Origin of the sequence: Micromonospora sp. WMMD714 (assembly GCF_029581315.1) — a bacterium.
Lineage (GTDB): Bacteria > Actinomycetota > Actinomycetes > Mycobacteriales > Micromonosporaceae > Micromonospora > Micromonospora rifamycinica.
Genome location: NZ_CP120744.1, coordinates 6,732,878 through 6,759,632 on the forward strand (window position 1 = coordinate 6,732,878; position 26,755 = coordinate 6,759,632).

Annotated in this window: 27 protein-coding genes and 1 pseudogene; 5 read left to right on the forward strand and 23 right to left on the reverse strand. The window is 74.4% G+C overall.

The window, feature by feature from the left end; genetic code table 11:
• Positions 1-168: 168 nt before the first annotated feature.
• Positions 169-2,043 carry an ABC transporter ATP-binding protein gene (locus O7625_RS28555; RefSeq protein WP_282342931.1) on the reverse strand — a complete coding sequence of 625 codons (1,875 nt, stop codon included), beginning with the start codon at positions 2,041-2,043 and terminating at the stop codon, positions 169-171.
• A gap of 165 nt (positions 2,044-2,208) precedes the next feature.
• Between O7625_RS28555 and O7625_RS28560 the strand changes: the two genes are divergently transcribed.
• Complete coding sequence (locus O7625_RS28560) at positions 2,209-2,838, forward strand: TIGR03085 family metal-binding protein (RefSeq protein WP_282342933.1); 630 nt, start codon at positions 2,209-2,211, stop codon at positions 2,836-2,838.
• A 245-nt stretch (positions 2,839-3,083) separates the two neighbouring features.
• Complete coding sequence (locus tag O7625_RS28565) at positions 3,084-4,910, forward strand: long-chain fatty acid--CoA ligase (RefSeq protein ID WP_282342935.1); 1,827 nt, start codon at positions 3,084-3,086, stop codon at positions 4,908-4,910.
• A 58-nt stretch (positions 4,911-4,968) separates the two neighbouring features.
• Here the strand turns inward: O7625_RS28565 and O7625_RS28570 are convergent, their stop codons facing one another.
• Together O7625_RS28570 and O7625_RS28575 are read right to left on the reverse strand one after the other, a co-directional pair.
• Positions 4,969-6,273: a low temperature requirement protein A gene (locus tag O7625_RS28570; RefSeq protein WP_282342937.1), complete on the reverse strand. Its 1,305-nt coding sequence runs from the start codon at positions 6,271-6,273 to the stop codon at positions 4,969-4,971.
• 46 nt (positions 6,274-6,319) lie between these two features.
• Entirely contained in the window at positions 6,320-7,777 is a 1,458-nt protein-coding gene (locus O7625_RS28575; RefSeq protein WP_282342939.1) for a PLP-dependent aminotransferase family protein, read from the reverse strand.
• Positions 7,778-7,835: 58 nt separating this feature from the next.
• Between O7625_RS28575 and O7625_RS28580 the strand changes: the two are divergent.
• Together O7625_RS28580 and O7625_RS28585 are read left to right on the forward strand one after the other, a co-directional pair.
• Positions 7,836-8,438: pseudogene (locus O7625_RS28580) on the forward strand (hypothetical protein); the annotation flags it as partial.
• A gap of 409 nt (positions 8,439-8,847) precedes the next feature.
• Complete coding sequence (locus O7625_RS28585) at positions 8,848-9,306, forward strand: hypothetical protein (protein WP_089004194.1); 459 nt, start codon at positions 8,848-8,850, stop codon at positions 9,304-9,306.
• A gap of 66 nt (positions 9,307-9,372) precedes the next feature.
• Here the strand turns inward: O7625_RS28585 and hisF are convergent, their stop codons facing one another.
• From hisF to hisD, 12 genes are all read right to left on the reverse strand, one after another.
• On the reverse strand, positions 9,373-10,140 hold the full coding sequence (gene hisF, locus O7625_RS28590) for an imidazole glycerol phosphate synthase subunit HisF (protein ID WP_067301720.1): 768 nt from the start codon (positions 10,138-10,140) through the stop codon (positions 9,373-9,375).
• 247 nt (positions 10,141-10,387) lie between these two features.
• Positions 10,388-11,386: an NADP-dependent oxidoreductase gene (locus O7625_RS28595; RefSeq protein WP_282342943.1), complete on the reverse strand. Its 999-nt coding sequence runs from the start codon at positions 11,384-11,386 to the stop codon at positions 10,388-10,390.
• Between the two features lie 45 nt (positions 11,387-11,431).
• Positions 11,432-11,863: an organic hydroperoxide resistance protein gene (locus tag O7625_RS28600; protein WP_282342945.1), complete on the reverse strand. Its 432-nt coding sequence runs from the start codon at positions 11,861-11,863 to the stop codon at positions 11,432-11,434.
• A 5-nt stretch (positions 11,864-11,868) separates the two neighbouring features.
• Entirely contained in the window at positions 11,869-12,315 is a 447-nt protein-coding gene (locus O7625_RS28605) for a MarR family transcriptional regulator (RefSeq protein ID WP_067301729.1), read from the reverse strand.
• Positions 12,316-12,558: 243 nt separating this feature from the next.
• Positions 12,559-12,981, reverse strand: coding sequence for a RidA family protein (locus O7625_RS28610; RefSeq protein ID WP_282342946.1), 423 nt, complete (start codon positions 12,979-12,981; stop codon positions 12,559-12,561).
• A complete protein-coding gene (gene priA / locus O7625_RS28615) occupies positions 12,978-13,706 on the reverse strand; it encodes a bifunctional 1-(5-phosphoribosyl)-5-((5-phosphoribosylamino)methylideneamino)imidazole-4-carboxamide isomerase/phosphoribosylanthranilate isomerase PriA (RefSeq protein WP_282342948.1) in 729 nt (242 codons plus the stop codon). The genes O7625_RS28610 and priA overlap by 4 nt, the downstream gene beginning before the upstream one ends.
• Positions 13,707-13,720: 14 nt before the next feature.
• Positions 13,721-14,044: a hypothetical protein gene (locus O7625_RS28620; RefSeq protein ID WP_067301738.1), complete on the reverse strand. Its 324-nt coding sequence runs from the start codon at positions 14,042-14,044 to the stop codon at positions 13,721-13,723.
• Positions 14,045-14,074: 30 nt separating this feature from the next.
• The gene (gene hisH / locus O7625_RS28625; protein ID WP_282342950.1) at positions 14,075-14,743 is read right to left on the reverse strand and encodes an imidazole glycerol phosphate synthase subunit HisH; all 669 of its coding nucleotides are present in this window, start codon (positions 14,741-14,743) and stop codon (positions 14,075-14,077) included.
• Complete coding sequence (locus tag O7625_RS28630) at positions 14,743-14,913, reverse strand: hypothetical protein (protein ID WP_172898466.1); 171 nt, start codon at positions 14,911-14,913, stop codon at positions 14,743-14,745. Before O7625_RS28630 ends, hisH begins: the two co-directional genes overlap by 1 nt.
• A 64-nt stretch (positions 14,914-14,977) precedes the next feature.
• Entirely contained in the window at positions 14,978-15,589 is a 612-nt protein-coding gene (gene hisB, locus O7625_RS28635) for an imidazoleglycerol-phosphate dehydratase HisB (RefSeq protein ID WP_067301745.1), read from the reverse strand.
• Positions 15,586-16,659 carry a histidinol-phosphate transaminase gene (locus O7625_RS28640; RefSeq protein WP_282342951.1) on the reverse strand — a complete coding sequence of 358 codons (1,074 nt, stop codon included), beginning with the start codon at positions 16,657-16,659 and terminating at the stop codon, positions 15,586-15,588. The genes hisB and O7625_RS28640 overlap by 4 nt, the downstream gene beginning before the upstream one ends.
• Positions 16,656-17,978 (reverse strand): histidinol dehydrogenase, encoded by a 1,323-nt coding sequence (gene hisD / locus O7625_RS28645; protein ID WP_282342952.1) that lies wholly within the window; start codon positions 17,976-17,978, stop codon positions 16,656-16,658. The genes O7625_RS28640 and hisD overlap by 4 nt, the downstream gene beginning before the upstream one ends.
• Positions 17,979-18,084: 106 nt before the next feature.
• Between hisD and O7625_RS28650 the strand changes: the two genes are divergently transcribed.
• On the forward strand, positions 18,085-18,783 hold the full coding sequence (locus O7625_RS28650; RefSeq protein WP_282342953.1) for an LON peptidase substrate-binding domain-containing protein: 699 nt from the start codon (positions 18,085-18,087) through the stop codon (positions 18,781-18,783).
• On the opposite strand, the gene O7625_RS28655 is transcribed toward O7625_RS28650, so the two are convergent.
• From O7625_RS28655 to O7625_RS28690, 8 genes are all read right to left on the reverse strand, one after another.
• Positions 18,698-19,726 carry a DUF2567 domain-containing protein gene (locus O7625_RS28655; protein WP_348773975.1) on the reverse strand — a complete coding sequence of 343 codons (1,029 nt, stop codon included), beginning with the start codon at positions 19,724-19,726 and terminating at the stop codon, positions 18,698-18,700. The two genes, O7625_RS28650 and O7625_RS28655, sit on opposite strands and share 86 nt — an antisense overlap.
• Positions 19,727-19,782: 56 nt before the next feature.
• Entirely contained in the window at positions 19,783-21,456 is a 1,674-nt protein-coding gene (locus tag O7625_RS28660; protein WP_282342954.1) for an AAA family ATPase, read from the reverse strand.
• A gap of 285 nt (positions 21,457-21,741) precedes the next feature.
• Complete coding sequence (locus O7625_RS28665) at positions 21,742-22,686, reverse strand: RluA family pseudouridine synthase (protein WP_282342956.1); 945 nt, start codon at positions 22,684-22,686, stop codon at positions 21,742-21,744.
• On the reverse strand, positions 22,683-23,315 hold the full coding sequence (gene lspA, locus O7625_RS28670; RefSeq protein ID WP_282342958.1) for a signal peptidase II: 633 nt from the start codon (positions 23,313-23,315) through the stop codon (positions 22,683-22,685). The genes O7625_RS28665 and lspA overlap by 4 nt, the downstream gene beginning before the upstream one ends.
• 66 nt (positions 23,316-23,381) lie before the next feature.
• Positions 23,382-23,801, reverse strand: coding sequence for a TraR/DksA family transcriptional regulator (locus O7625_RS28675; RefSeq protein WP_067301769.1), 420 nt, complete (start codon positions 23,799-23,801; stop codon positions 23,382-23,384).
• A gap of 222 nt (positions 23,802-24,023) precedes the next feature.
• A complete protein-coding gene (locus O7625_RS28680) occupies positions 24,024-25,526 on the reverse strand; it encodes a potassium/proton antiporter (RefSeq protein ID WP_282342960.1) in 1,503 nt (500 codons plus the stop codon).
• A gap of 22 nt (positions 25,527-25,548) precedes the next feature.
• Positions 25,549-25,851 carry a DUF167 domain-containing protein gene (locus tag O7625_RS28685; RefSeq protein WP_282342961.1) on the reverse strand — a complete coding sequence of 101 codons (303 nt, stop codon included), beginning with the start codon at positions 25,849-25,851 and terminating at the stop codon, positions 25,549-25,551.
• Positions 25,852-25,862: 11 nt separating this feature from the next.
• Positions 25,863-26,735 (reverse strand): hypothetical protein, encoded by an 873-nt coding sequence (locus O7625_RS28690; protein WP_282342962.1) that lies wholly within the window; start codon positions 26,733-26,735, stop codon positions 25,863-25,865.
• Positions 26,736-26,755 lie beyond the last annotated feature (20 nt).

Sequence of the window (26,755 nt, forward strand, 5' to 3'; positions counted from 1 at the left end):
CGCCGCTCCGCTCGCGACTGCGGGGCTCCGCTGCGCTGCACTCCTCGCGCTCACCGAACCAACCTTCCGCTCGCGACTGCGGGGCTCCGCTGCGCTGCACTCCTCGCGCTCACCGAACCAACCTTCCGCTCGCGACTGCGGGGCTCCGCTGCGCTGCACTCCTCGCGCTCACCGGTCCACCTCGATCTCCAGGCCCGACGGCAGCGGGGCGACCTCGTCGTACGTCCGGTTCTGCTCACGTTCCTGCTCGGCCTGCTCGTACGCGGTGACCAGGTCGACGTAGCCGGGTACGGTGGCCAGCAGTTCGGTGTGGGTGCCCCGGGCCAGCACCCGGCCCTGCTCCAGGTAGATCACCTCGTCGGCGAGCGCGATGGTGGCCCGCCGGTACGCCACCACCAGGATCGACGCGGCGGCCTGCTGCCCGGGTGCGGGGGAACGCAGTCCGGCCAGGATGGCGGCCTCGACCCGGGGGTCGACCGCGCTGGTGGCGTCGTCGAGCACCAGCAGCCGGGGCCGACCGGCCAACGCGCGGGCCAGGGTGAGCCGTTGCCGCTGCCCGCCGGAGAGCGAGGTGCCCCGCTCGCCGACCATGGTGTCCAGCCCGTCGGGGAGGGCGGCGACGAAACCGTCCGCCTCGGCCAGCCGCAGCGCCGCCCAGACGTCCGCGTCGTCGATGCCCGGCCGGTCCAGGCTGATGTTGGCCCGGACCGTGTCGTCGAAGACGAACGGCACCTGGGCGACCAGGGCGGCGGTCGAGGCGAGCGACCCGGCGGTGAGCCGCCGGACGTCCACCCCGTCCAGGCTGACCGTGCCGGCGTCCGGGTCGACCAGTCGGACCGCCAGCGAGGCGATGGTGGACTTGCCGGCGCCGGTCGGCCCGACCAGCGCCACCGTCCGCCCGGCGGGCACGGTGAAGGTGACCTCACCGAGCACCTGCGTGCCGGGCAGGTGCGCCTCGGCCGGCGCGTACCCGAAGTGGACGTCGGTGAAGGCCAGGGTGGCGGGCGTACCGTCGTCGGCGAGGGCGACGTCCCCGTAGGGCATCTCGCCGGTGGCGTCGAGCACCCGGCTGACCCGGTCCCAGCCGGCGACGCTGCGGGGCAGCTCGGCCAGCACCCAGCCGATGGCCCGCACCGGGAAGGCCAGCACGGTGAAGAGGAAGGCGACGCTGACCAGTTCGGTGACGCTGATCGCGCCCTGCCGCAGCCGGATCGTGCCGACCACGAGCACCGCCAGGGTGCCGAGGCTGGGCAGCGTCTCCAGCAGCGGGTCGAAGACCCCCCGCAGCCGACCGACCGAGATCAGCGCGTCCCGTAGCTGCCCGGCGCGACCGGCGAACCGGGCGGTCTCCTGGGCCTCCCGGCCCATGGTCTTGACCACCAGGGCGCCGTCGAAGCTCTCGTGGGCGATGCCGCTGACCTCGGCCCGCAACCGCTGCGCGCGGGCCTGCCGGGGCGCCATCCGGCGGGAGTAGACCACGTTGAGCGCGAACAGGGCGGGGAACACGGCCAGCCCGACCAGGGCGAGCGCCCAGTCGGTGGCGAAGAGCGAGCCGACCGCGCCGACCAGCATCACCAGCGTGCCGACCGCGAAGGGCAGCGGTGCGATCGGGTACCAGGCCGCCTCCACGTCGGAGTTGGCGTTGGACAGCAGCGTCCCGGTGGCGTTGCGGTGGTGCCAGGACAGCGGCAGCTCCAGGTAGCGGCGGGTGACCCGGCGGCGGTAGGCGGCCTGGAGGCGGAACTGCATGTAGCCCGCGCCGAGCCGCCGGCCGAAGATGCCGACCACCCGCAGCACGCTGATCCCGAACAGCGCCACCGCGGCCAGGGCCAGGGTGCCGGTGCCCACCTCACCGGACTCGACCGCCGGCACCACCACGTCTCCGACGACGGCGCCCACCACGTAGGCGCTGGCGATCACCAGCCCGCCGAAGAGCACGCTGCCGGCGACGGCCACCGCGAAGATGCGTGGTTGTTCCCGGATCGCCCGGCCGAGGATCGACAGCCCCCGCTGGATCACGTCCCGACTCGTCCCGCTCGTCACGCTCTCCCCCGCCGTAAGCCACCAGTATCTCCCTTATCCTTACCGGTCGCAGCCACCTCCGCCGCCCGGCGTGGTATGTCCACCGTCACGTCGCCGAGCGGTCACCGGCCGGCGCGGCGGACCGCTCGCCGCGCCGATGCCGGTGAGGCGACCTACGATCGCTGCATGCCGCGGTACGCCCGAGCGGAGCGCGAGGCGCTCGCCGACCTGATGCTGGAAGTGGGCCCGGACGCCCCGACGATCAACGAGGGGTGGACCGCCCGGGACCTCGCCGCCCATTTGGTGGTGCGGGAGCGCCGTCCGGACGCCGCCGGTGGCATCCTGCTGCCGCCACTACAGGGGTACGCCGAGCGGGTGCGCCTGCGGATCGCCGCCCGGCCCTGGTCGGAACTGGTCGCCCAGGTGCGCCGCCCACCGGTGTGGAGCCCGGTCAGCAACCCGCTGACCGACGAGGTGGCCAACACCATGGAGTTCTTCATCCACCACGAGGACATCCGGCGGGCCCGGTCGGGCTGGCAGCCCCGGGACCTCCCGGCCGGGCTGACCGCCCGGCTGTGGCGCCCGGTGGCCCTGCTGGTCCGGACCCGGGTCCGACGCTTCCCGGCGAGTCTGCTGGTGCAGGCCCCCGGCCACGGCGAGCTGACCGCCGGCCGGGGCGGGGAACGGGTCCGGCTGGTCGGGTCGTCCGGGGAGCTGGTGCTGTTCCTTTCCGGCCGGCAACGGGTGGCCCGGGTCCAGATCGACGGCCCGGCCGCGCTGGCCGAACGCCTGCGCACCGCTCCGCTCGGGCTCTGACCGGCGGCCCGCGCACCGGAGCGGGCCGCGCATGGGCACCGGACGACCGGGGCGGGTGGCACACCGGGGCAACGGGTGACCGGGGCGGGTGGCGCACGGGGGCACCGGGCGACCGGGGCGGGCGGTACTCAGCCGCCTCACAGGTTCGAGGGCTAGCCGATGCGCCGGTGCAGGCAATACCCTTCGGTAACCGCAGAGCGACGTGACCCCCGTCACGTCATCCACCCCCGAAGGCGGCTACCGCGATGGCTCTCGATGTCCCGTACCGCTCCATCCCCGACATGTTCCGCAAGCGGGTGGCCGCGACCCCCGACCGGCACGCCTTCGCCCACCCGGCGGCGGACGACTCCGGGCCGGTCTGGCTGACCTGGGCGCAGGTCGGCCGGCGGGCCGACGCGGTCGCCGCCGGCCTGCACGGGCTCGGGGTCGGGCTGGAGGACCCGGTGGCGATCCTGGCCAACACCCGGCTGGACTGGATCATCGCCGACTTCGGCATCATGTGCGCCGGTGGCGCGACCACCACCGTCTACCCCACCACCGAGCCGCAGGACGCGACGTACATCATCGCCGACTCCGGCTCCCGGGTGCTGTTCGCGGAGAACCCGGCCCAGGCCGCGAAGATCGCCGGTGCGCAGTTGCCCGCGCTGACCCACGTGGTGCTCTTCGACGGCACCCCCGACCCGGCCGCCGCGGTGCCCCAGCTCACCCTCGCCGAGCTGGAGGAGCGGGGCACCCAGGCCCTCGCCGCCGACCCGGGGCTGGTCGACCGGCTGATCGCCCCGGTCGGCCCGGAGCACCTGGCCACGCTGATCTACACCTCGGGCACCACCGGCCGGCCGAAGGGCGTCGAGCTGCTGCACGGCGGCTGGTGCTGGGAGGGGGTGGTACAGGCCGAGACGGGTCTGCTGCGCGACGACGACGTGCAGTACCTGTGGCTGCCGCTGTCCCACTCGTTCGGCAAGACGCTGCTCTGCGGATCGACGCACGTCGGCCTGCCCACCTATGTCGACGGCCGGGTGGACAAGCTGGTCGAGATGCTCGCGGTGATCCGTCCGACGCTGATGTGCGGAGCGCCCCGGGTCTACGAGAAGGTCTACAACAAGGCGGTCACCACCGCGCAGGACGCGGGCGGCGCGAAGGCGAAGATCTTCGCCTGGGGGGTCGAGGTCGGCAAGCGGAAGGTCGCCCTGGAGCAGGCCGGCCGCCCGGTCCCGGGCCTGCTGAAGGCCAAGTACGCGGTGGCCGAGAAGCTGGTGTTCAGCAAGCTCCAGGCCCGCCTCGGCGGCCGGATCCGGGTGCTCGTCTCCGGCGCGGCCCCGTTGAGCGCGGAGATCGCCACCTTCTTCGCCGCGGCCAACCTACCCATCTCCGAGGGGTACGGGTTGACCGAGACCAGCGCCGGCAACTTCGTCAACCCGCCCGACGGGCTGCGGATCGGCACGGTCGGCCGGGCGATGGGCGACCTGGAGTGCCGGATCGACACCGACGGCGAGATCCTGGTCCGGGGTCGACCGGTGATGCGCGGCTACCACAACCTGCCCGAGGAGACGGCCGCCGCGTTCACCGAGGACGGCTTCTTCCGCACCGGTGACATCGGCAGCCTCGACGGCGACGGTTACCTGCGGATCACCGACCGGAAGAAGGACCTGGTCAAGACCTCCGGCGGCAAGTACGTCGCGCCGTCGCACATCGAGGGCATGTTCAAGGCGATCTGCCCGTACACCTCACAGGCGATCGTGATCGGTCAGGCCCGCAACTACTGCACCATGCTGGTCAGCCTGGACCCGGACGCCATCCGGGGCTGGGCGGCGGGGGGTCCGCTCGAGGGACGCGACTACGCCGAGATCGTCGCCTCGCCCGAGGCCCGGGCCATGGTCGAGGAACACGTCGCCCAGCTCAACACCAAGCTCAACCGCTGGGAGACGATCAAGAGGGTCACCGTCCTGCCCCGCGACCTGACCATCGAGGACGGCGAGATGACCCCGTCCCTGAAGATCAAGCGCCGTGGGGTGGAGAGCAACTTCGCCGCCGAGATCGACAAGATGTACGCGGGCAGCCTGGCCGAGATCTGACCGTCGGTGACCGACCGGCGTCGGTGTCCCCCCGTCCCGGGACACCGCCGCCGGTCGGTCACAGGTGTTCGTGCCGCCACCGGCTCTGCTCGGCCTCGGCCGCCTCCTGCTCCTGGAGGGCCAACTGCCGCACCCGATGGCGACGGCGGCCCTGCCCCCGGGTCTCCACCGCGACCAGGGCGACGCAGACCAGCGCCAACAGCGCCAACGCGCCCACCTCGGGCACCCGGGCACCCACCGGGGCGAGCGCGCCCAGCGCCAGCACCGCCACCACCGGCGGCCAGCGCAGCACCCGGACCGCCCGCAGCCCGCAGGCGACGAGACTGAGCAGGTAGAGGCCGACCCCGCCGTAGAGCACCAGGATCCAGTACCCGCCGAGCGACTCCCCCCAGCGCGGGGTGTCCGGATCGGCCACCTCGACCAGCAGGTCCTTGAGCCCGAGCGCGAAGAAGATCACCCCGGCGACGATCGGCAGGTGCAGGTAGGTGTAGACGTCCCGGGCCAGCCGGGCCCGCGACGCCGGGTCGCGGCTGCGGTGCAGCGCCTGCTCCAGGGCGAGCGCCAGGGTGTCGAAGTAGGCCCACCACAGCACCGACGCCACGGCGATGCCGAGTACCGCGGCGATCACCACCGGCCAGGTCAACGGCAGACCGGTGACGAACTTCGGGCCTACCCCGAGCGCGATGATCGACTCGCCGAGCGCGATCAGCACCATCAGGGCGTGCCGTTCCGCCCAGTGCCCGGCGGAGAGCACCGTCCAGTAGGTCCCGCCCACCCGTACCCCGACCACGTACTCCAGCAGCAGGGCCGCCGCCCAGAGGGTGAGTTGCAGGGCGGTCGCGGCGCCGTCCCCGGCGATCCTCCCCGGCAGCGACGCGGAGACGACCAGCAGCCCGGTGGCGGCCACCGGCAGCAACGCCAGCCGGATCCACTGCCGCCACCGGGTCGGGTCGCCGCGGGCCAGCACGCCGAAGACGGCCAGCTGGGAGGCCCGGACCAGGAAGTAGCAGCCGGCGAAGACCAGCGGGCCGTTCAGCCCGCCCGGCTCGTCGACGAACGCCCCCGGCATGCTCAGCGCCAGCAGGAAGGTGGCGGTGCCGGTGAGGAAGCCGACCACCGGCAGCCACCCCTGGTCGGCCCGGACGGCGTTGCCGAGGCCCGCGAACCCGGTCCAGCACCACCACAGCAACCCCAGCACCAGCAGACAGCGCAGCAGGTTGCTGCCGGTCGGCTGCTGCGAGGTCAACGCGGTGACGTTGAAGAAGGCGAAGACGAAGACCAGGTCGTAGAAGAGTTCCAGGCGGGTGGTCCGCGAGCCGGGCGCGCCGGGCCGGACGCCACGCGACCACCCCGGGTTACCCACCCCGGCAGTCTCCCAGCCGGCACCGCCCGGCCAGGCCGGTTTCGGGTCAGGCGATGACGGCCGGCTCCCGCCAGCGCGGGCGACCGGCTCCCCGGTCGAGGTCGTACCGGATGGCCGCCAGCCGCCCGACCGCCTCCACCAGGTCGTCGGCGGGCAGGGTGAAGGGCAGCCGCAGGAAGCGTTCCAGGGTGCCGTCCAGGCCGAAGCGGGGGCCGGGGGCCAGCCGTACGCCCACCTCCTCGGCGGCACGGGCCAGTGCGCTGGAGATCGGGCCGTCCAGCTCGACCCAGAGGGTGACCCCGCCGTGCGGCACCCCGACCCGCCAGTCGGGCAGCCGCTCGGCGAGCACGTCGATCAGGGCGTCCCGCTGGGTGACGAGCTGCGCACGGCGGGCCGCGACGATCGCCGGCGCCTGGGCGAGCAGGTGCACCGCCACCAACTGGTCGAGCACCGGGCTGGCCATGTCCACCCCGACCCGGGCCGCGGCCAGCCGCTGCACCTGCGGGGCGGACGCCCGCACCCAGCCGATCCGCAGCCCACCCCAGTACGGCTTGCTCATCCCGCCGATGGAGATCACCCGGGAGTGCCGGTCGAAGACGGCGACCGGCGGGGGCAGCGGTGTGCCGTTCAGCGGCAGATCCACGAAGGACTCGTCGACCACCAGGTCGGTGCCGGCGGCGTGGGCGGTGGCCACCAGCCGCTCCCGCAGCTCGGCGGGCATCAGGTGGCCGGTCGGGTTCTGGAACTCGGGGATCAGGTACGCCAGTTTGGGCCTGGTCTGCCGGATGCTGCCCAGCAGCAGGTCGGCGTCCCAGCCGGCGTCGACGGCGAGGCCGTGGGTGCTGATCCGGGCCCGCCGGGCGGCCAGCGCGGCGAGCGCGTTCGGATAGGTGGGCGACTCCACCAGGACGTTCCCGCCGGGCGCGAGGGCCAGCCGGAGCACCAGGTCCAGGGCGTGCTGGGTGCCGCTGGTCACCATGATCTGCTCGGCGCTGGTCGGCAGGCCCCGCTCGGTGTACGTCCGGGCGACCGCCTCGCGCAGCTCGATGATGCCGGTCGGGTGGTAGCCCGCGCCGGACAGGTAACGCGGCAGGTCCTCCACCGCGGCCCGGGCGGCCGGCACCAGTTCGGGCGGGGCGGCCAGCGCGGCCACCCCGAGGTCGATCATGTCGCGGTCGTCCAGCGGGGTCCACAGGCCGGTGCTGGCGACCCGGTGGGTGCCGGGCAGCATGGTCCAGCTCCCCGCGCCGCGTCGGCTGGCCAGGTGACCGGTCTCCCGCAGCTGCCGGTAGGCGGCGGTGACCGTGGTACGGCTGATCCGCAGCGCCTCGGCCAGCTCCCGCTCGGCGGGTAGGCGTACCCCCAGGGGGAGCCGGCCGTCGGCGAGCAGGCCCCGGACCGCGGCGGCGAGCGCGGCGTAGTCGGGGCTGCGACGACGACCCGGCAACGCGTGCCACTGCCCGAGCAACCGGGCCAATTGGACCCCTCGCACCTGGCTGGTCACGACCACTCCCGTCGAATTGGCTCTTCTACGCTGAGCATTGGACCCTAGGGTGGCATGCATGGCTCTGCTTGGCAATCTCCGGCACCGTCCCGCCCGACGGCTCACCCAGCTCTTCGCCGGGCTGGTCCTCTACGGCGTCAGCATGGCCATGATGATCCGCTCCGGGCTCGGGTTGGACCCGTGGGACGTCTTCCACCAGGGGCTGTCCCGGCAGACCGGCCTGTCGTTCGGCACCGTGACCATCGCCGTCGGCGCGCTCGTGCTGTTGCTCTGGATCCCGCTGCGGCAACGCCCGGGGCTCGGCACGGTGAGCAACGTGGTGGTGATCGGGCTGGTGGTGGACGCCACGGTGGCCCTGCTGCCGGCCGGGCTGCCGCTGCCCGTCCGGGCCGGCCTGCTGCTCGGCGGCATCGTCGCCAACGGCGCGGCCACCGGCCTCTACCTCGGCGCCCGGCTCGGCCCCGGCCCCCGCGACGGCCTGATGACCGGCTACGTCGCCCGCCGGCCGGGCCGCTCGGTCCGGCTGGTCCGCACCGTCATCGAGGTCACCGTGCTGGCCCTGGGCTGGCTGCTCGGCGGCACGGTCGGGGTCGGCACCGTCGGGTACGCACTCGGCATCGGCCCGCTGACCCAGTTCTTCATTCCGCGCTTCGCCGTCCCGCCGGCACCGGTTCCCGCCGAGCCGCCCCGAGCGGCACCGGGTGCCACCGCACCAGGTGCCGGAATACCGGTTCCCACCGCACCGACCGAACCCGCGCCGCGCGTCGGGACACCGGTTCCCACCGATCCGACCGAACCCGCGCCGCGCGTCGGGACACCGGTTCCCACCGCGCCGACCCACCCCCCGCCGCGCGTCGGGACACCGGTTCCCACCGCGCCGACCCACCCCCCGCCGCGCGTCGGGACGCCGGGCGCCGAGCCGCCGCACGCTCCCGGAGCGGGTCGTCCCGGACCGGTCTCCGGCGCGACCGCGCTCCGGGGCTTCGGGGGTGATCCACGCTGAGCTGCGCTGACATGACAGGGGGAAAGTAGGTGTTTCCTCAGCGGACACCTACAGGCATCATTCGTGCATGGGGGATAACGCGTGGCGCTGGACGGACGCCTGGATCTTCGTGTCACTGGTGATCGCCAGCGGGGCCGGACGGCATCGGCGCGCGGCGGACTCCCGCCGCCCGGAAGGGGTTCGACTCACTGACGTGCTGTCCACCGCCGACCACCTCAACCACGCGATACCCGAACGGCACGACGTGGAGACAGCGGTCCAGCGACTGGTCGGCGCGGGACTGGTCACCGTCTCCGACGGCTGGTTCCGGATCACCCCGGACGGCGAGCAGCTCTGGCGCACCCGGCCCCGGGCCGGGGTCGGGGGCACCGTCGACAGTGTCCAGGGGGTGCTCGTCCGGCGACACGCCCCGGGCAGCGCCCCGTGGCACCTGCCCGAGGAGGACCATGCCGCCGCCGTGCAGGAGTACGTGGTCCGGTCGATTCCGGCCCCGCGCCGCTCCCCCGAGGGCCAGACCGGCCGCTGAGCCACCACGCCCACGCCCGCCCCACGTGGACCAGGATGCGCGCGGGGTGGGCGGCGGCGGGAAGCGTCAGCGCACCGGGTGCCCGGCGGCGCGCAGGGCGTCCTTGACCTCCCCGACGGTCAGCTCGCCGAAGTGGAAGACGCTGGCGGCGAGCACCGCGTCGGCGCCCGCGCCGATCGCGGGCGGGAAGTGTGCCACCCGGCCGGCACCGCCGCTGGCGATCACCGGCACGTCGACCACCGCACGGACCGCCTCGATCAGGGTGAGGTCGAAACCGGCCTTGGTGCCGTCGGCGTCCATCGAGTTGAGCAGGATCTCCCCCGCGCCCAGCTCGGCACCGCGCGCCGCCCACTCGACCGCATCGAGCCCGGTGCCCCGCCGGCCACCGTGGGTGGTCACCTCGAAACCGCTGGGGGTGGTGCCGGCGGATGCCCGCCGGACGTCCAACGAGAGCACCAGCACCTGCCGGCCGAACCGGTCGGCGATCTCGGCGATCAGCTCGGGGCGGGCGATGGCGGCGGTGTTCACCCCCACCTTGTCCGCCCCGGCGCGCAGCAGGGTGTCCACGTCGGCGACCTGCCGGACCCCGCCGCCGACGGTCAGCGGGATGAACACCGACTCGGCGGTACGGCGTACCACGTCGAGCATGGTGCCCCGGTCGCTGGAGGACGCGGTGACGTCCAGGAAGGTCAACTCGTCCGCGCCGGCCCGGTCGTACGCCGCCGCCAGCTCCACCGGATCACCGGCGTCGCGCAGGTCGAGGAAGTTGACCCCCTTGACCACCCGGCCGGCGTCCACGTCCAGACACGGGATCACCCGTACCGCCACCGTCATGCGCCGAGCCTATCCAACCCCGCCCCACCCACCCCCACCCCGTGCCCCCTCCTCGCCCACCCCGCACGCCACCCCCGGGGAACCCCACGGTGATCAAGAGGTTTACGGACGATGATCAAGAGGTTTACGCCAGTTCGATCTTCAAGAATGGCGCAGACCTCTTGATCAACGCTGTCGGGCGGGGCCGGGCAGGGGCGGGAGGCGTGGGGGCGGGGAGCGGGTGGGGGTGGGGGTGGGGGTGGGCTGGTTAGAGGCGGACGAGCATTTTGCCGAGGTTTTCGCCGCGGAGCAGGCCCAGGAACGCTTCGGGGGCGTTCTCGATGCCGTCGACGATCGTCTCGTCGTAGGAGAGCCGGCCCTCGCGCAGCCAGCCGCCGACCTCGGTGACGAACTGGTCGCGCAGGTCGCCGTGGTCGCCGACCAGGAAGCCGCGCAGGGTGAGCCGCTTGCCGATGACCAGCGCCAGGTTGCGCGGCGCGGCCGGCGGCTCGGCCGAGTTGTACTGCGCGATCATGCCGCAGATCGCGGCCCGGCCGTGCAGGTTCATCGCGCCGATCGCCGCTTCCAGGTGCTCGCCGCCGACGTTGTCGAAGTAGACGTCGATCCCGTCCGGGGCGGCGGCCTTCAGCGCGTCGCGTACCGGGCCGTCATGGTAGTCGAAGGCGGCATCGAAACCGAGCGCCGTCAACCGCTCCACCTTGGCCGGCGAGCCGGCGCTGCCGACCACCCGGCCAGCCCCCCTGAGCTTGGCGATCTGGCCGACCATGCTGCCCACCGCGCCGGCCGCGCCGGAGACGAACACCGTCTCCCCCGGCTGCATCGCCGCCACGTCGAGCAGCCCGGCGTACGCGGTCAGCCCGGTCATCCCGAGCACGCTCAGGTAGGCGCTGACCGGGGCGACGTCCGGATCGACCCGGCGGGCGGACCGGCCGTCGACCAGCGCGTACTCCCGCCAGCCGAGCCCGTGCAGCACGGTGTCGCCGACCCGGATCCCGTCGGCTTCGCCGGCCACCACCTCCCCGACCGCCCCACCGTCGAGCGGCGCGTCCAGGGCGAACGGCGGCACGTAGGACTTGACGTCGTTCATCCGGCCGCGCATGTACGGGTCGACCGACATGAACTGGTTGCGGACCACGATCTGCCCCGGCCCCGGGCTGGGCACCTCGGTGTCGACCAGGCGGAAGTTGTCTGCGGTCGGCCAGCCCTGCGGGCGGGACGCCAGGTGGATCTCACGGTTGCTGCTCATCGGTGTCGTCCTCTCGTACGCGATGGTGGTGGACCGGTGCGGTGCTCAGGCCGCGGCGGCCTCGCGCACGGTGAGGGTGACCTCGATGTTGCCCCGGGTGGCGTTCGAGTAGGGGCACACCTGGTGGGCGGCCTCGACCAGCTGCTGGGCGGCGGAGCGCTCGACGGCCGGCAGGTCCACCACCAGGGTGACGGCCAGGCCGAAGCCGCCGCTGCCGTTCGCGCCGATGCCGACCTCCGCCTCGACGACCGAACCGGTCACGTCGACCTTGTCGCGGCGGGCGACCGTGCGCAACGCGGAGTGGAAGCAGGCCGCGTAGCCGGCGGCGAAGAGCTGCTCGGGGTTGGCCGCGCCGCCCGCGCCGCCCATCTCCTTCGGGATGGTCAGGTCCAGGTCGAGGGTGGCGTCGGAGGTGCGGACGTGGCCGTTGCGGCCGTCGCCGGTGGCCGTCGCGGAGGCGGTGTAGAGCACCTGCATGGGAATCACTGCTCCTTCTGTCGGTGGATCGTCGCGGTCATCCGGGTGAGGGTGTCGTGCAGCGTGACGAGTTCGGCCTCGTCGAGGCCGGTGGCGCAGACCACCCGCGTCGGCACGTCGGTCATCCGCTGGCGCAGGGCCGCGCCGTCGGCGGTCAGCCCCACCTCGACCCGTCGCTCGTCACGTGCGGAGCGGGTGCGGACCACCAGGCCCGCCGCCGCCAACCGCTTGAGCAGCGGGGAGAGGGTGCCGGAGTCGAGCCGTAGCGCGGCTCCCAGCTCGGAGACGGTGGGTGGATCGTCACCCCGCTCCCAGAGCACCAGCAGCACCAGGTACTGCGGGTAGGTGAGCCCGAACTCGTCGAGGATGGGCCGGTAGACGTCGGTGAGCGCCCGGGACGCCGCGTAGAGCGCGAAGCACACCTGCCGGCCCAGCACCAGATCCTCAGTCACCCGGAAAACATAGCCCGCAATTTGATTGTGCACAACCGATCAGGCCGGAGGGTGACCCAGCTCTCCCGGCCCGGCACGGCCCGCCGCGGTGCGACCCGGGACACGCCGGGTCGGGCGGGAACGGGCCGGGATAGGCCGGGAGGGAACGGATCGGGCAGGCCGGGAGGGAACGGATCGGGCAGGCCGGGAGGGAACGGATCGGGCAGGCCGGGACGCACCGGCCCGGAACGGCCGGTGCGCGGGTCAGGACGGCGGCAGGTAGGCCTCCAGCTCGACCTCCACCAGGTGGTCCGGGTCGAGCAGGCCGGCGACGACGACCATGGTGGCGGCGGGCCGGACCGCGCCGAAGACGGCGTTGTGCGCCCGGCCCACCTCGTCGGCGAAGAGGCGGTCGGTCACGTACAGCCGGGTCCGCACCACGTCGGCGGCGCACGCGCCCACCTCGCCCAGGGCGGCCAGGCCGATCCGCAACGCCTGGGCGGTCTGGGCGGCGGCGTCACCGACGTGCGTCACCGTCCCGTCGACAGTCGACGTGCAGCCGGCCGTCCAGGCCGACCGGCCGGCCCGAACCACCCGGGAGTAGCCGTACACCGCCTCCCACGGGCCGCCCGAGCCGAGCCGGGTGACCGTCGCGTCGTCACCCGGCGGCAGCCCGGCGTCGGTCACCCGGCGGCCCGGAGCGTGGCCAGCGCCTCGGCCACCGTGAACGCGCCCGCATAGAGCGCCTTGCCGGCGATCACGCCCTCCACACCGGCCGACTCCAGGGTCGCCAGGGCGCGCAGGTCGTCCAGGGTCGAGACACCACCGGAGGCGATCACCGGGGCGGAGGTGCGGGCGCACACCTCGGCCAGCAGGTCCAGGTTCGGCCCGCGCATCGTGCCGTCCTTGGTGATGTCGGTCACCACGTACCGGGACGCGCCGGCGGCGTCCAGCCGGGCCAGCACCTCCCACAGGTCACCACCGTCCCGGGTCCACCCGCGCGCCGCGAGGGTACGGCCCCGCACGTCCAGGCCGATCGCCACCCGGTCGCCGTACTCGGCGCAGATCCGGTCGCACCACTGCGGGTCCTCCAGCGCGGCGGTGCCGATGTTCACCCGGGCCGCCCCGGTGGCCAGCGCGGCCCGCAGCGACGCGTCGTCCCGGATACCGCCCGACAGCTCCACCCGCACGTCCAGCTTCCCGACCAGCTCGGCGAGCAGGGCGGCATTGGAACCCCGGCCGAAGGCCGCGTCCAGGTCGACCAGGTGGATCCACTCCGCGCCGTCGTTCTGCCAGGCCAGCGCCGCGTCGAGCGGGTCGCCGTACGCGGTCTCGCTGCCGGCCGCGCCCTGCACGAGTCGGACGGCCTGGCCGTCGGCGACGTCCACGGCGGGCAAGAGGGTCAGGCTCACGTTCTACTCCTCGGTCAGATCCGACGGTCCAGGGCGATCACCACGATCGCCGGCAGGACCAGCAGCAACAGCACGACCAGCACCAACCGCAGCGCGAGATCGTCGACGAACACCCAGATCAGCGCCAGCGCCGCCGCGGTCAGCCCGACGATGGCGGCCCGCTCCCCCCGGCTGCGCCGGGCCAACCGGCCGGTCCGGCCCCGCCGCCACTGCGGGGTGACCCGGCGGACCAGGGCGCGACGACGCTGCCGCCGGGCCAGCTTGCGCTGGCGGACGACGCGGTCGCGGGCCGCCTCCGCCTCCCGGACGGCCCGTCGGCGGGCCCGCTCCTTGCTCACCGCGCACCCGGCCCGGTGCGGCCCGACGGCTCAGTCAACCGTGGCCAGCCAGTTACGCAGCAGCGCGGCACCGGTCTCGGCCGACTTCTCCGGGTGGAACTGGGCGGCCGACAGCGCCCCCCGCTCCACCGCGGCGACGAAGTCCGTGCCGTGGTGCGCGGTGGTGACCCGGGCCCCCGCTCCGGTCAGCGCCGGCCGGTCCAGCACCCCGTAGGAGTGCACGAAGTAGAACCGGCTGTCGGCGGGCAGCCCGGCGAAGAGCACCGAGCCGGCCGGCGGCGTCACCGTGTTCCAGCCCATGTGCGGCAACCGGTCGGCGGGCAGCCGGGTCACCCCGCCCGGCAGCAGCCCCAGCCCCTTGGTCACCACCCCGTGCTCGTCGCCGTGCTCGAAGAGCACCTGCATGCCCACGCAGATGCCGAGCACCGGCCGACCGGCGGCGACCCGCTCGGCGATCACCGGGCCGGCACCCGACGCCTCGATCCCGGCCATGCAGGCCGCGTACGCGCCGACACCCGGCACCACCAACCCGTCGGCCCCGGCGGCGGCGGCCAGGTCGGCGGTGACCGTGACGTCCGCCCCGGCGTGCGCCAGCGCCCGCTCGGCCGAACGCAGGTTGCCCGAGCCGTAGTCGAGCACCACGATCCGCCGGCCGCGCCTCCGCCCGCCGGTGTCGTCCCCGGCGACCCGCTCGCTCATCAGCCCTCCCCGGGTAGCAGCCAGAGCACCCCGCCGACGGTGGCCAGCACGGCGAGCAGCCCGGTGACCACGATCGCACCACGCGGCGCGTCCTGCCGGTACAACGACCAGGCCCCGCCGACGAGGAGGCCGGCGAGGATCAACAGCAGGGTCGGCAGCACCGGCCCCATCAGCGTCGCCCTCCGGCCCGGTCACCCCGGCGCGGGCCGGGCCGGGTCGTCCGGGCCGCGCCGGTCACAGCGCGCCCTTGGTGCTGGGCACCACGCCGGCGTTACGCGGGTCGAGTGCGGTGGCCTCCCGCAGCGCCCGGGAGACCGCCTTGAACTGGGCCTCCACCACGTGGTGCGCGTCCGGGTGGCCACCCGGCCGGGCCGAGCGCAGCACGTCCACGTGCAGGGTGACCCGGGCCGACTGGCCGAAGGACTCCCAGATGTGCCGGGTCATGCTGGTCGGGTAGACCGGCCCGATGTACGGCGACAGCGCCGGCTCGTCGTGCACCACGTACGGGCGGCCGGACAGGTCGACGGCGGCCCGGACGAGCACCTCGTCCATCGGGACGGTGGCCGAGCCGTACCGCCGGATGCCGGCCTTGTCCCCCAGCGCCTGGTCGAACGCGGCGCCCAGGGCCAGCGCGGTGTCCTCCATCGTGTGGTGGGCGTCGATCTCCAGGTCACCGACGGTGCGGACGGTCAGGTCGAAGCCGCCGTGCCGGGCGATCTGGTGGAGCATGTGGTCGTAGAAGCCGACCCCGGTGCTGATCTCGGCCTGGCCGGTGCCGTCGAGGTCGATCTCGACGAGGACCTTGGTCTCCTTGGTGATCCGCTCCACCCGGGCGGTGCGACTCATGACAGTTTCTCCATCGCGGTGAGGAAGGCGTCGGTCTCGGCGGGGGTGCCGGCGGTGACCCGCAGCCAGCCGGGCAGGCCGACGTCCCGGACCAGCACCCCGGCGTCGAGCAGGGCACGCCAGGCGGTGGCCTGGTCGTCGCCGACGGCGAAGAGCACGAAGTTGGCGTCGCTGTCGGCCACCCGATGGCCCCGCGACCGCAGCGTGTCGACGATCCGGTCGCGTTGCACCTTGATCGCCTCGACGTTGCCGAGCAGGGCGTCGCGGTGGGCCAGCGCCGCGCGGGCGGCGGCCTGGGTGAGCGTGGAGAGGTGGTAGGGCAACCGGACCAGCTGTACCGCGGCCACCACCGCCGGGTCGGCCGCCAGATAGCCCAACCGGCCACCGGCGAACCCGAACGCCTTGCTCATCGTCCGGCTCACCACCAGCCGGGGGTGGCCGGGCAGCAGCGTCAGGGCGTTGCCGGTGCCGGGGCGGGCGAACTCGGCGTACGCCTCGTCGACGACCACCATGCCGGGCGCGGCGTCGAGCACGGCGGTGACCACCGCCGGGTCGAGCGCGGTGCCGGTCGGGTTGTTCGGCGAGCAGAGGAAGACCACGTCGGGGCGGTGCGTCCGGACCTCGGCGACCGCCTCGGCGGCGGTCAGCCCGAAGTCGACCCCCCGCTGCACCGGCACCCACCGGGTGCCGGTGCCCAGGGCCAGCAGCGGGTGCATCGAGTACGCCGGCACGAAGCCGAGCGCGGTCCGCCCCGGCCCGCCGAAGGCCTGGAGCAGCTGCTGCTGGATCTCGTTGGAGCCGTTGGCCGCCCAGACCTGATCCGCGGTGATCCCGTGGCCCAGGTAGCCGGCCAGGTCGGCGCGGAGCGCCAGCGCCTCCCGGTCCGGGTAGCGGTTGAGGTCGCGCAGCGCGGCGGCGAGCGCCTTGGCGATCGCCTCCACCACCGGCTCCGGCACCGGGTAGGAGTTCTCGTTGGTGTTCAGCCGGACGGCCACGTCGAGCTGCGGCGCACCGTACGGCGACCGCCCCCGCAGGTCGTCGCGGATCGGCAGGTCGTCGAGGGTGGTCACGACGGCTCCCCGGCGAAGCGCACGGCGACCGCCTGACCGTGCGCCGGCAGGTCCTCCACGGTGGCCAGGGTCAGCACGTGCGGCGCGACGTCGCGCAGCGCCTCCCGGGTGTACTCCACCAGGTGCACCCCGCGCAGGAAGGACTGCACGGACAGCCCGGACGAGTGCCGGGCGCAGCCCCCGGTGGGCAGCACGTGGTTGGAGCCGGCGCAGTAGTCGCCGAGCGACACCGGCGCCCACGCCCCCACGAAGATCGCCCCGGCGTTGCGCACCCGCAGCGCCCAGTCGCGGGCGTCCCGGGTCTGGATCTCCAGGTGCTCGGCGGCGTACGCGTCGACCACCCGCAGCCCCGCGTCGAGGTCGTCGACCAGCACGACGCCGCTCTGCTCCCCGCCCAGCGCGGTGCCGACCCGGTCGGCGTGCTTGGTGGCCGGCACCTGCCGGGCCAGCTCCCGGTCCACCGCGTCGGCCAGCTCGACCGACGGGGTGACCAGCACACTGGCCGCCAGCGGGTCGTGCTCGGCCTGGCTGATCAGGTCGGCGGCGACGTGCGCCGGGTCGGCGGTGTCGTCGGCCAGCACCGCGATCTCGGTGGGGCCGGCCTCGGCGTCGATGCCGACCACGCCGCGCAGCAGCCGCTTGGCCGCGGTGACCCAGATGTTGCCCGGTCCGGTGATCATGTCGACCGGCTCGCAGCGCAGGGTGCCCTCGGCGTCGACCGCGGCGCCGTACGCCAGCATCGCCACCGCCTGGGCGCCGCCGACGGCGTACACCTCCTCGACGCCGAGCAGCGCGCAGGCGGCGAGCACCCGGGCGTCCGGCAGGCCCCCGTTGTCCTGCTGCGGCGGGCTGGTCACCACCAGCGAGCGGACCCCGGCCGCCTGGGCCGGGACCACGTTCATCACCACCGTCGACGGGTACATCGCCAGCCCGCCGGGGACGTACAGGCCGACCCGGTCGACCGGCAGCCAGCGCTCGGTGACGGTGCCCCCGGGCACGACCTGGGTGGTGTGGTCGGTGCGGCGCTGGTCGGCATGCACCCGACGGGTCCGCTCGATCGACTCCAGCAGGGCGGCCCGGACGTCGGGGTCGAGCGTCCCCTCCGCCTCGGCGATCGCCCCGGCCGGAACCCGCAGCACCGGCGGGCAGACCCCGTCGAACCGTTCGCTGGCCTCCCGGATCGCCGGGTACCCGTGGTCCCGGACCGCCTCGACGAGGGGGCGGATCCGCTCGACGGCCACGGAGACGTCGAGCTGGGCACGGGGCAGCAGGCGGCGCGGGTCGCGGAGCCCGCCGCGCAGGTCGATCCGATTCAACACGCCCCCGAGTCTAGGCGGCGGCCCGGAGGGCGACCCGCGCCGCCCGTACCGCGGGACGGTGAGCCGGGACACGCCGACCTCGCCGGATCGGGCTACGCTCGGACGTGTGACCGCACGGCTGCCGGTGTTCCCCCTCGCAACGGTGCTCTTTCCAGGTCTGGTGCTGCCGTTGCACATCTTCGAGGAGCGTTACCGCCACCTGGTGCGGGACCTGGTCGCCCGGCCCGAGGGGGTGCCCCGGGAGTTCGGTGTGGTGGCGATCCGCTCCGGCTGGGAGGTCGCCCCGGCCGCGGGTCGGGCCACCCCCGGCGGCGGCGAGGTGACCCTGCACGAGGTGGGCTGCACGGCCGAGCTGCGGCAGGTCACCGAGCTGGACGACGGCGGCTTCGACATCGTCACGGTGGGCCGGCGACGGTTCCGGGTCACCGGGACCGACCGGGACGCCGCCGGCTACCTGACCGCCGAGGTCGAGTGGCTGCCTGAGCCGACCGGCCCGGACGAGGCCGCGGAGCTGCTGGCGACCCGGGTGATCGCGGTGTTCCGGCAGTACCTGGGGCTGATCCGGGACGACCCGGAGGAGCTGTCCGAGCAGCTGCCGGAGGACCCGACGGTGCTGTCCCACCTGGTCGCGGCCACCGCCGTGCTGACCGTGGCCGACCGGCAACGGCTGCTCGCCATCGACGACACGGCGGCCCGGCTCCGCGCCGAGCTGCGGCTGCTCAACCGCGAGTCGACCCTGCTGCGCCAGGTGCGGGCGGTTCCGGTGCCGCTGTCGGAGCTGGCGTCCCCGCCGGCCCCCAACTGACCCCGTCGGCCGCCCCGGCGGCGGGCCACCCCGCCGCCGCGTCGGGCGCCGGCTCCGGGCGCAGTGCCGGCTCCGGCTCCGGGCGCAGTGCCGGCCAGCGCGACCAGCCGGCCAGCAGGGTGTACGTCACGGCGGCGGCGAACGCCGGCAGCAGCAGGTTGCCGTACGGCACGGGCAGCACGCCGAAGATCCGTTCGATGCCCCCGGCCCGCAGGTCGGCCGGTTTGTCGAACGGCGTGCCGGCGGGCGCGGTGGCGAGCAGCCGCTGGTAGCCGTCCAGCCCGATCCGCCGGCCGAGCTGCCAGGCGACCAGGGCGGCGCCGAGCGCGCCGACGGTCAGCGCGGCCAGGTCCACCGGCCCGCGGCGACGGCGCAGCAGCGTCCACACCGCGATCGCGGCGAGCACCCCGAAACCGAGCCCGAGCAGGCTGAACCAGCCGTCGGCGGCGATCGGCTGCTCCGGCTGGGGCTGGGCGTAGACGGCCCCCTCGGCGGTCTTGCGCACCGGGGTGTCCGGGGCCAGCGCCGCCCAGAGCAGCCCCAGCGGCCCACCGAGCGCAGCCACGCCCAGCACGAGCGCACCCGCCACCGCCAGCGTGCGCCCCGGCCGCCGGTCGGCCCGCTGCGGCGGCCCGGCGGCCGGCGGCCACGGCAGGTACGACCCGGCCGGGTCGTGGCCGGGCGCGGTAGGGCCGTAACCGGCCGGGTCGTGGCCGGGCACGATCGGGTCGTGGCCGGGCGTGGTAGGGCCGTCACCGGCCGGGTCGCGCCCCGGGGCGGTGGGGTCGTAGGCCGACGCGGTGGGGTGGTTCCCGGCCGGGTCGTGGCCGGGCGCGGTGGACGGCCCGCCGGCCGGTGGCCCGGTGGTGGCGGCGTCCGGGGTGGGCGCGGCACCCGCCGGGGCGTCGGCGGGGCGGTGGGGATCGGGGGTGTCCGTGCTCACCCGATGATCCTCTCAGGCGCAGCGGTACGGCGGGGCGGCGGAGGCGGGACTGCCCCTCAGCGGGCGAACGGCTCCAGCATCATCGAGGCGGCCCGCAGCCAGGCGGCCCGGGTCTCGGCCTGGAGGTGGTGGTACTCGATCGACGAGCCGGTCTCCAGCACCGGGTCGTACGGCACCACGGCGACGGCCCGGGTCCGGGTGGCGAAGTGCCGTTCCAGGTCGTCCTGCAGGGGTGACCGGCCCGGGGTCGGGCAGGAGATCAGGGTGACCGCGTTGTCGGCCAGCTCGCCCATCCCCTCCTCGTGCAGCAGGTCGAGCATCCAGTCGGCGCTGAACGCGGCGTCCTCCCGGGGCACGGTGGTCACCACGAGCTGGTCGGCGGCGTGCATGACGGTGCGCCAGTTGGGGCTCTCCACGTTGTTGCCGGTGTCCACGCAGACCACGTCGTGGGTGCGGCGCAGCAGCTCCAGCACCCGCTTGACGGTGAACTGGTCGAGCCGCTGGGCGAACCGGGGGCTCTCCTCCCCGGCCAGCACGTCGTACGAGCCGTCGGAGGCGTGCCGCAGGTAGTCGTCGAGGGACTCCAGCAGCTCGGCCCCGTCGCGGATCTCGATGTGCGCCAGGTCGCTGATCAGGTGCCGGATCGTCCGGGCGTGCCGGGCGCTGCCGGCGCGCAGCCCGAGGGTGCCGCGCAGCTCGTTGTCGTCCCAGGCGAGCACGCCCCGGCCCCGGACGCTGCCGACGGTCGCGGCGGCGAGCACGGTGGCGGTGGTCTTGTGCACGCCGCCCTTGGGGTTGGCGAACGCGAGCACCCGGGGCGTGCCCAGGTCACGCCGGAGGATGCCGGCGGCCCGTTCCTGCTCGTCCTGTGGACCCTGCTGACGCCACTCGATGCGGGCCGGCTCGATCCGGGCCGGATAGCTGCGGTCGGCGGTCACCGCGGGCGGGTAGGCCTGCTGCTCGGGCTGGTAGACCGGCGGCTCGGCCGGATAGCCGGGCTCCGGGTACGCCGGCTCCGGGTACGTCGGCTGGGGTGGCTGGTACGCCGGTTCGGGCGGCGCGTAACCGGGCGCGCGGTACCCGTTGTCCAGCAGGGCGTACCGGGACTCGGCGGCTGGTGGCTCAGCCCGGTAACCGCCGTCCAGCAGGGCGTAGCGGGACGGCACGACCGGCGGGTCCGGCGGGCGGGCCGGCTCCGGCAGGTAGCCGGGCTCGGCCGGATAACCGCCGGTGGACCGGTAACCGGGCTCGGCCGGGTAACCGGGATCGGCCGCGTAGCCGGGCTCGGCCGGGTAACCGGAGCCGGCCGGGTAGCCGGGATCGGCGCGGAGACCGGGCTCGGCCGGGTAGCCGGGGCCGGCGTGGTGGGCCGGGTCGACCCGGTAGCTCGCCCCGGCCCGGTAGCCCGGATCGACGGCGTAACCCGGCTCCGCGGGGTAGTTCGGGTCCGCCGGGTAGCCCGGGCTCGCGGGGTAGTTCGGATCGGCGGGGTAGCCCGGGCGCGCGGGGTAGCCCGGGTCGGCAGGTGGTGGCACGGTGGCCGATCCCCGCCCGGCCCAGCCGCCGCCGGGCGTACGGCCGGGCAACGGCTCCCGGGTCGGGTCCTCGCCCCGGCGGTCCGGCTCCGGCTGTTCGGCGGCGCGCCCGCCGAGGCGGGCGCGCTCGAAGAGCGCCCGCCATCGCGGTGCCGGTTCGGCCGACCGGCTCCAGCCGGTCTCGGTGCCGTCCAAGGCTCGCCCTCCCGCGCCGTCGATATCCACCTGACAGGCTACGAACGAAACCCTATTCGGACCACGGCGGTCTGCACACATCCCCCGGCAACAATACTCAGCGCGACCGGGCGGATGACCCGCTGCCACCGGAGTCCGGGGAGGTCGCAGCGGGGGTCGACGCCGGACGATCCGTACCCTCTCCGGTCGGTGACGGTGTCGGGGCGATCACGCCGGGTGCCCCTTCCGACGAATCGCCCATCACCGGCCCGCCCTGCCGGCGGGTGGTGGACCGGGCCGTACCGGTCAGTCGCGCAGGATCGTCAGCGCGCGGGCCAGGTCGTCCGGGTACTCGCTGACGAAGGTGACGTCGTCGCCGGTACGCGGATGGGCGAAGGTCAACGACCGGGCGTGCAGCCACTGCCGGCGCAGTTCGAGCCGCGCCGACAGGGTCGGGTCGGCGCCGTAGGTGAGGTCGCCGACGCAGGGATGCCGCAGGGTCGAGAAGTGCACCCGGATCTGGTGGGTACGCCCCGTCTCCAGCCGGACGTCGAGCAGGCTGGCCGACGGGAACGCCTCGATGGTGTCGTAGTGGGTGATGCTCGGCTTGCCGTCGGAGACCACCGCCCAGCGGTAGTCGTGGTGCGGGTGGCGGTCGATCGGGGCGTCGATGGTCCCCCGCGACGGGTCGGGATGCCCCTGGACCACCGCATGGTAGCGCTTCTCCACCTCGCGGTACTTGAACGCCCGCTTGAGCGCGGTGTACGCCTGCTCGCTCTTGGCCACCGCCATGATCCCGGTGGTGCCCACGTCGAGGCGGTGCACCACGCCCTGCCGCTCGGCGGCCCCGCTGGTGGAGATCCGGTGGCCGATCGCGGCGAGGCCGCCGATCACCGTCGGGCCGGTCCAGCCGGGGCTGGGATGGGCGGCCACCCCGACCGGCTTGTCCACCACCACGATGTCGTCGTCGGCGTAGACCACGGTCAGCCCGGGGACCGCCTGCGGCACCACGGTCGGCGGGGCGACCGGGGCAGGCAGCGTCACCTCCAGCCAGGAACCGGCCTTGACCTTGTGCGAGTTCTGCCGGGCCACCCCGTCGACCAGCGCGTCCCCGGCGTCGACCAGCGCGGCGGCGGCGGTGCGGGAGAGCCCGAAGAGGCGGGACACCGCCTGGTCCAGCCGCATCCCGTCGAGGCCGTCCGGGACAGGCAGCGAACGGTGGTCGCCACCGGCGACGAAGGTGTCGGTCATGCCCGCTCCCTCGGCTCGGCGTCGGCATGGGTCGGCCCGTCGGCCGGTGACCCGGTGGACACCGCGTCGCCCCGGCCGCCGACCCGCCGCCCGTCGCGCTGGCGGCCGGTCAGCTCCAGCAGCACGGCCAGCAGCACCCCGGAGACCAGGCAGCTGTCGGCCAGGTTGAACACCGGCCACACCTGGCCGTACGGGTCGAAGAGGCTGACCATGTCCACCACGTGACCGACGAAGTGGCCGGGTGCCCGGAAGATCCGGTCGGTGAGGTTGCCCAGCGCGCCCCCCAGCACCAGGCCGAGGGAGACCGCCCAGGGCAGCGAGCGCAGCCGCAGCGCCATCCAGGCAATCCAGCCGACCACCCCGATGGTGATCAGCGGGAACACCCAGGTGTGGTCCGCGCCGATGCTCCACGCCGCGCCGCTGTTGCGGGTCAGGGTGAGGTACACCGCCCCGCCCAGCAGCCGGACCGGGGCCCGGTCGTCGAGCAGTTGCAGGGCCAGGTGCTTGGTGAGCAGATCCGTCAGCAGCGCGAGTGAGGCGATGCCGACGAGGACCACGACCGCCCTGCGGCGGGGTGTGCCACCGCCCGGCTCGGTGGTGCCGGATCCGGCGGTCGGTGCTGTGGTCATCGACTCCCCATCGACTGTCCTGACGGCGTGGTTCCGCCGTCTCGCGAGGTCACCGGGGAGTGGACGTCAGCGCCGCTCCGCCAGCTGCTTGCAGGTCACGCAGAGGGTCGCCGACGGGAAGGCGGCGAGCCGCTCCACCGGGATCGGGTTCCCGCACCGCTCGCACCATCCGTAGCCACCCTCGTCGAGCCGCTCCAGGGCGCGCTCGACCTGCGTGATCCGTTCCCGGATGCTGTTGGCGAGGGAGATCTCCTGCTCGCGCTCGAACGTCTTGGTGCCGGTGTCGGCCTGGTCGTCCCCGGCCGAGTCGGTCAACCGGTCGCGCTGCAGCTCGGTGATCTCGCTCAGCGTCTGATCGTACTCGGCGCGCAGCTCGTCCCGTCGGGCCGCCAGGGCCGCCCGGATCTTCTCGGTCTCGGCCGCGCTGCGGGTGGCCTTCGCCGTCGGCTTGCTACCGGCGGTCCTGGTGTCGGCTGGCTTCGCCATCGTCAGCTCCCTCAGCCGCGGGACGCGGCGCTCGGCGGTGCCCGGACAGGGTCCGCCGACGTGGCGTCCCCGCGTAACAAAACGGGCGCACGGCAACGGTGGCCGCGCACTCCGGAGGTTGGCAAGAATACGGAACGTGCAGGCGTCCGACAACGTGCCGCACTGTCGCACCGCTATTCAGCCCCTAAAACCGCTAATTGGGGCAAAAAGGAGACTAGCAGGTCAACCGTCTCGATCCTCGCCGTACTCGCCGAACCACCTCGCCAGCCGACCGCGCCGGCTGACCGCCCGCAGCCGGCGCTCGGCCTCGTCGCGCACCCCGGCGGTCGCCACGATCAACAGACTGTCGCCGGTCTTGAGCCGGGTGTCCGTACCCGGCACGAAGCCCACCCCGTCCCGCAGCACCAGGGTCACCGACGCACCCACCGGCAACCGCAACTCGTCGACGTGCACCCCGGCCAGCCGGGAGCCCGTCGGCACCTCCAACTGGAGCAGGTCCGCCCGCATCCGCTCCAGCGGCGCGGTCTCCACCCGGATCTCCGCCAGCTCGGCCGGCGCGGTCACCCGCAGCCGGCGGGCGGCCGACGCGAGCGTGCCCGCCTGGAGCACCGTGAAGATCACCACCAGCACGAAGACCGCGTCGAACAGCCGGTCCGCCCCGGGCACCCGGGCCGAGAGCGGGATGGTGGCCAGCACGATAGGCACCGCCCCGCGCAGCCCGGCCCAGGACAGGAACGCCTGCTCACGCAGACCCACCCGGAACGGCAACGCGGAGACCAGCACCGACGCCGGCCGGGCCAGCAGCAGCAGGGCCAACCCGGTCACCACCGCCGGGAGCAGCGCGGTGTGCAGCCGCTCCGGCGTGGCCAACAGGCCGAGCAGCACGAACAGCCCGATCTGGGCCAGCCAGGCCAGCCCGTCGGCGAACCCCAGGATGGCCTGCCGGTGCGGCAGCCGGGCATTGCCCAGCAGCACCCCGGCCACGTAGACGGCGAGGAAGCCGGAGGCGTGCACCACCGCCCCGGCGGCGTATGCCAGCACGGTGAAGCCGACCGCGGCGATCGGGTACAACCCGGACGAGGGCAGCGCCGCCCGCCGCAACGCGAACCGACCGGCCAGCCCGACGGCCAACCCGACCGCCGCGCCCACTCCCAGCTCGTAGCCGACCAGGAAGACCTCGAACCACCACGGGTGCTCCACCGGGCCGCTGCGGGACAGCAGCACCACCAGGATCACCACCGGGGCGTCGTTCATGCCCGACTCGGCCTCCAGGGTGGCCACCAGCCGCGGCGGCAGCCGCAACCGGCGCAGGGTGGCGAAGACCGCCGCCGCGTCGGTGGAGGAGAGCACCGCGCCGTAGAGCAGCGCCAACCGCCAGTCCAGCCCGAGCAGCAGGTGCACCACCAGGCCGACCACGACGATGCTGACCAGCACCCCGACCGTGGACAACGCGCCGGCCAGGCCGAGCACCGGGCGCAGGGTGCTCCACCGCGCGGTCAGCCCGCCCTCTGCGATGATCACGATCAGCGCGCAGAAGCCGAGTACCCGGGTCAGCTCGGCGTCGTCGAACCGGATGCCCAGCCCCGCCTCGCCGATCGCCACCCCGAGCGCCAGATAGACCAGGAGACTCGGTACGCCCAGCCGGGTGGAGAACCGCACCGCACCGACCGCCACCAGCAACACGGCCGCTCCGAGGAGCAGGGCCAGGTCCAACCCCGGCGTCACGGGCGCCCCACCCCGGGCGCTGTCACCCGGCCGATCCGTCGCGTAGCCGCCGCAGCAGCTCGGTCAGGCCGGGCGGCGGACCGTCGACCAGGAAGAGCTTGTCCCGGCTGGCCGCTCCGGTCCGCAGCGCCACCGCCGCCGGCCGGACGCCCAGCGCGCCGGCCAGCGCCCGGCGGGCCGCCTCGGTGGCCCGCCCGTCCACCGCCGGGGCGGTCACCGCGATCACCAGGGCGGGACCGTGCGGGCCGGCGAAGCAGCCGCCGACCCTGGGCCGGGACGCGCCGGGCTTGACCCGTACGGCCACGGTCAGCGTGTCCATGGGCATCGACGCCGGCCTCAGCGGGGGTAGGTGTCGGCGAGCAGGGCGGTGTCCGGGTTGCACAGGCCGCACGGGGTGAAGCCGAGCGAGATCGCTTCGAACACCGGCAGCGGCTCGTGCTCCCGCTCGATCAGGTGGGCGCAGGAGAGCAGGTGGTAGCGGGGATGCCCGTCGACGACCCGGACCTCGTCGTCGAGCTGGGCCACCAGGGCGGCGTCGGCGGGCGGGACGCGCTGCAGCGGTGGTTCCCACGGCGACGAGGCGTCGGCCGGGTGCTCCCAGGGCGGCGCGGGGTCGTCCGGGCCGTCCACCTGACGGTCGGTGTGGGGGGCATCGACGGGAAGGTCGTCGTACCGGTCGGGGTCGGTGTCATCGGCGGCGTACCGGTCGGGGTCGGGGTCGTCGTACCGGTCGGGGTCGGGGTCGTCGTACCGGACGGGACCGGTCGCCGGGGGTCGACCGGTCGGCCCCGCCGGCTCGGGGACCACGACCGGATCCCAGGGGGCTTCCGCCTCGGGTTCCCAGGCCCCGGCGTCGGGGCGGGGGGAGAGGACGACGGGATCGTCGGCCACCGGCGGGCCGGGTGGTTGCCGCCACCCGACGCCACCGGCACCGATCGTCGTCGGAACGTACGTCGTCGGGACCTCCGACGGCACGGACGCGGCCGGCGGGGCGGTGGCGCGGGGCGCACCCGCGTGCTCACCCTGCTCGGCCCGCTCCGCCGCCCTCGCCCTGGTGGCGGCTGCCTGGCGGGCACCGGCCACCAGTGCGACGGCGGCCAGCAGACTGGCCGCGATGGAACTGGTCAACAGCGTGCTGGAGCCGTCGACGAGACCGAACACCAGCAGGGCGACCGCGACAAGGATGAGCAGCAGACTGGCGACTAGCACAGCTCACCCCCGCCGCGTCG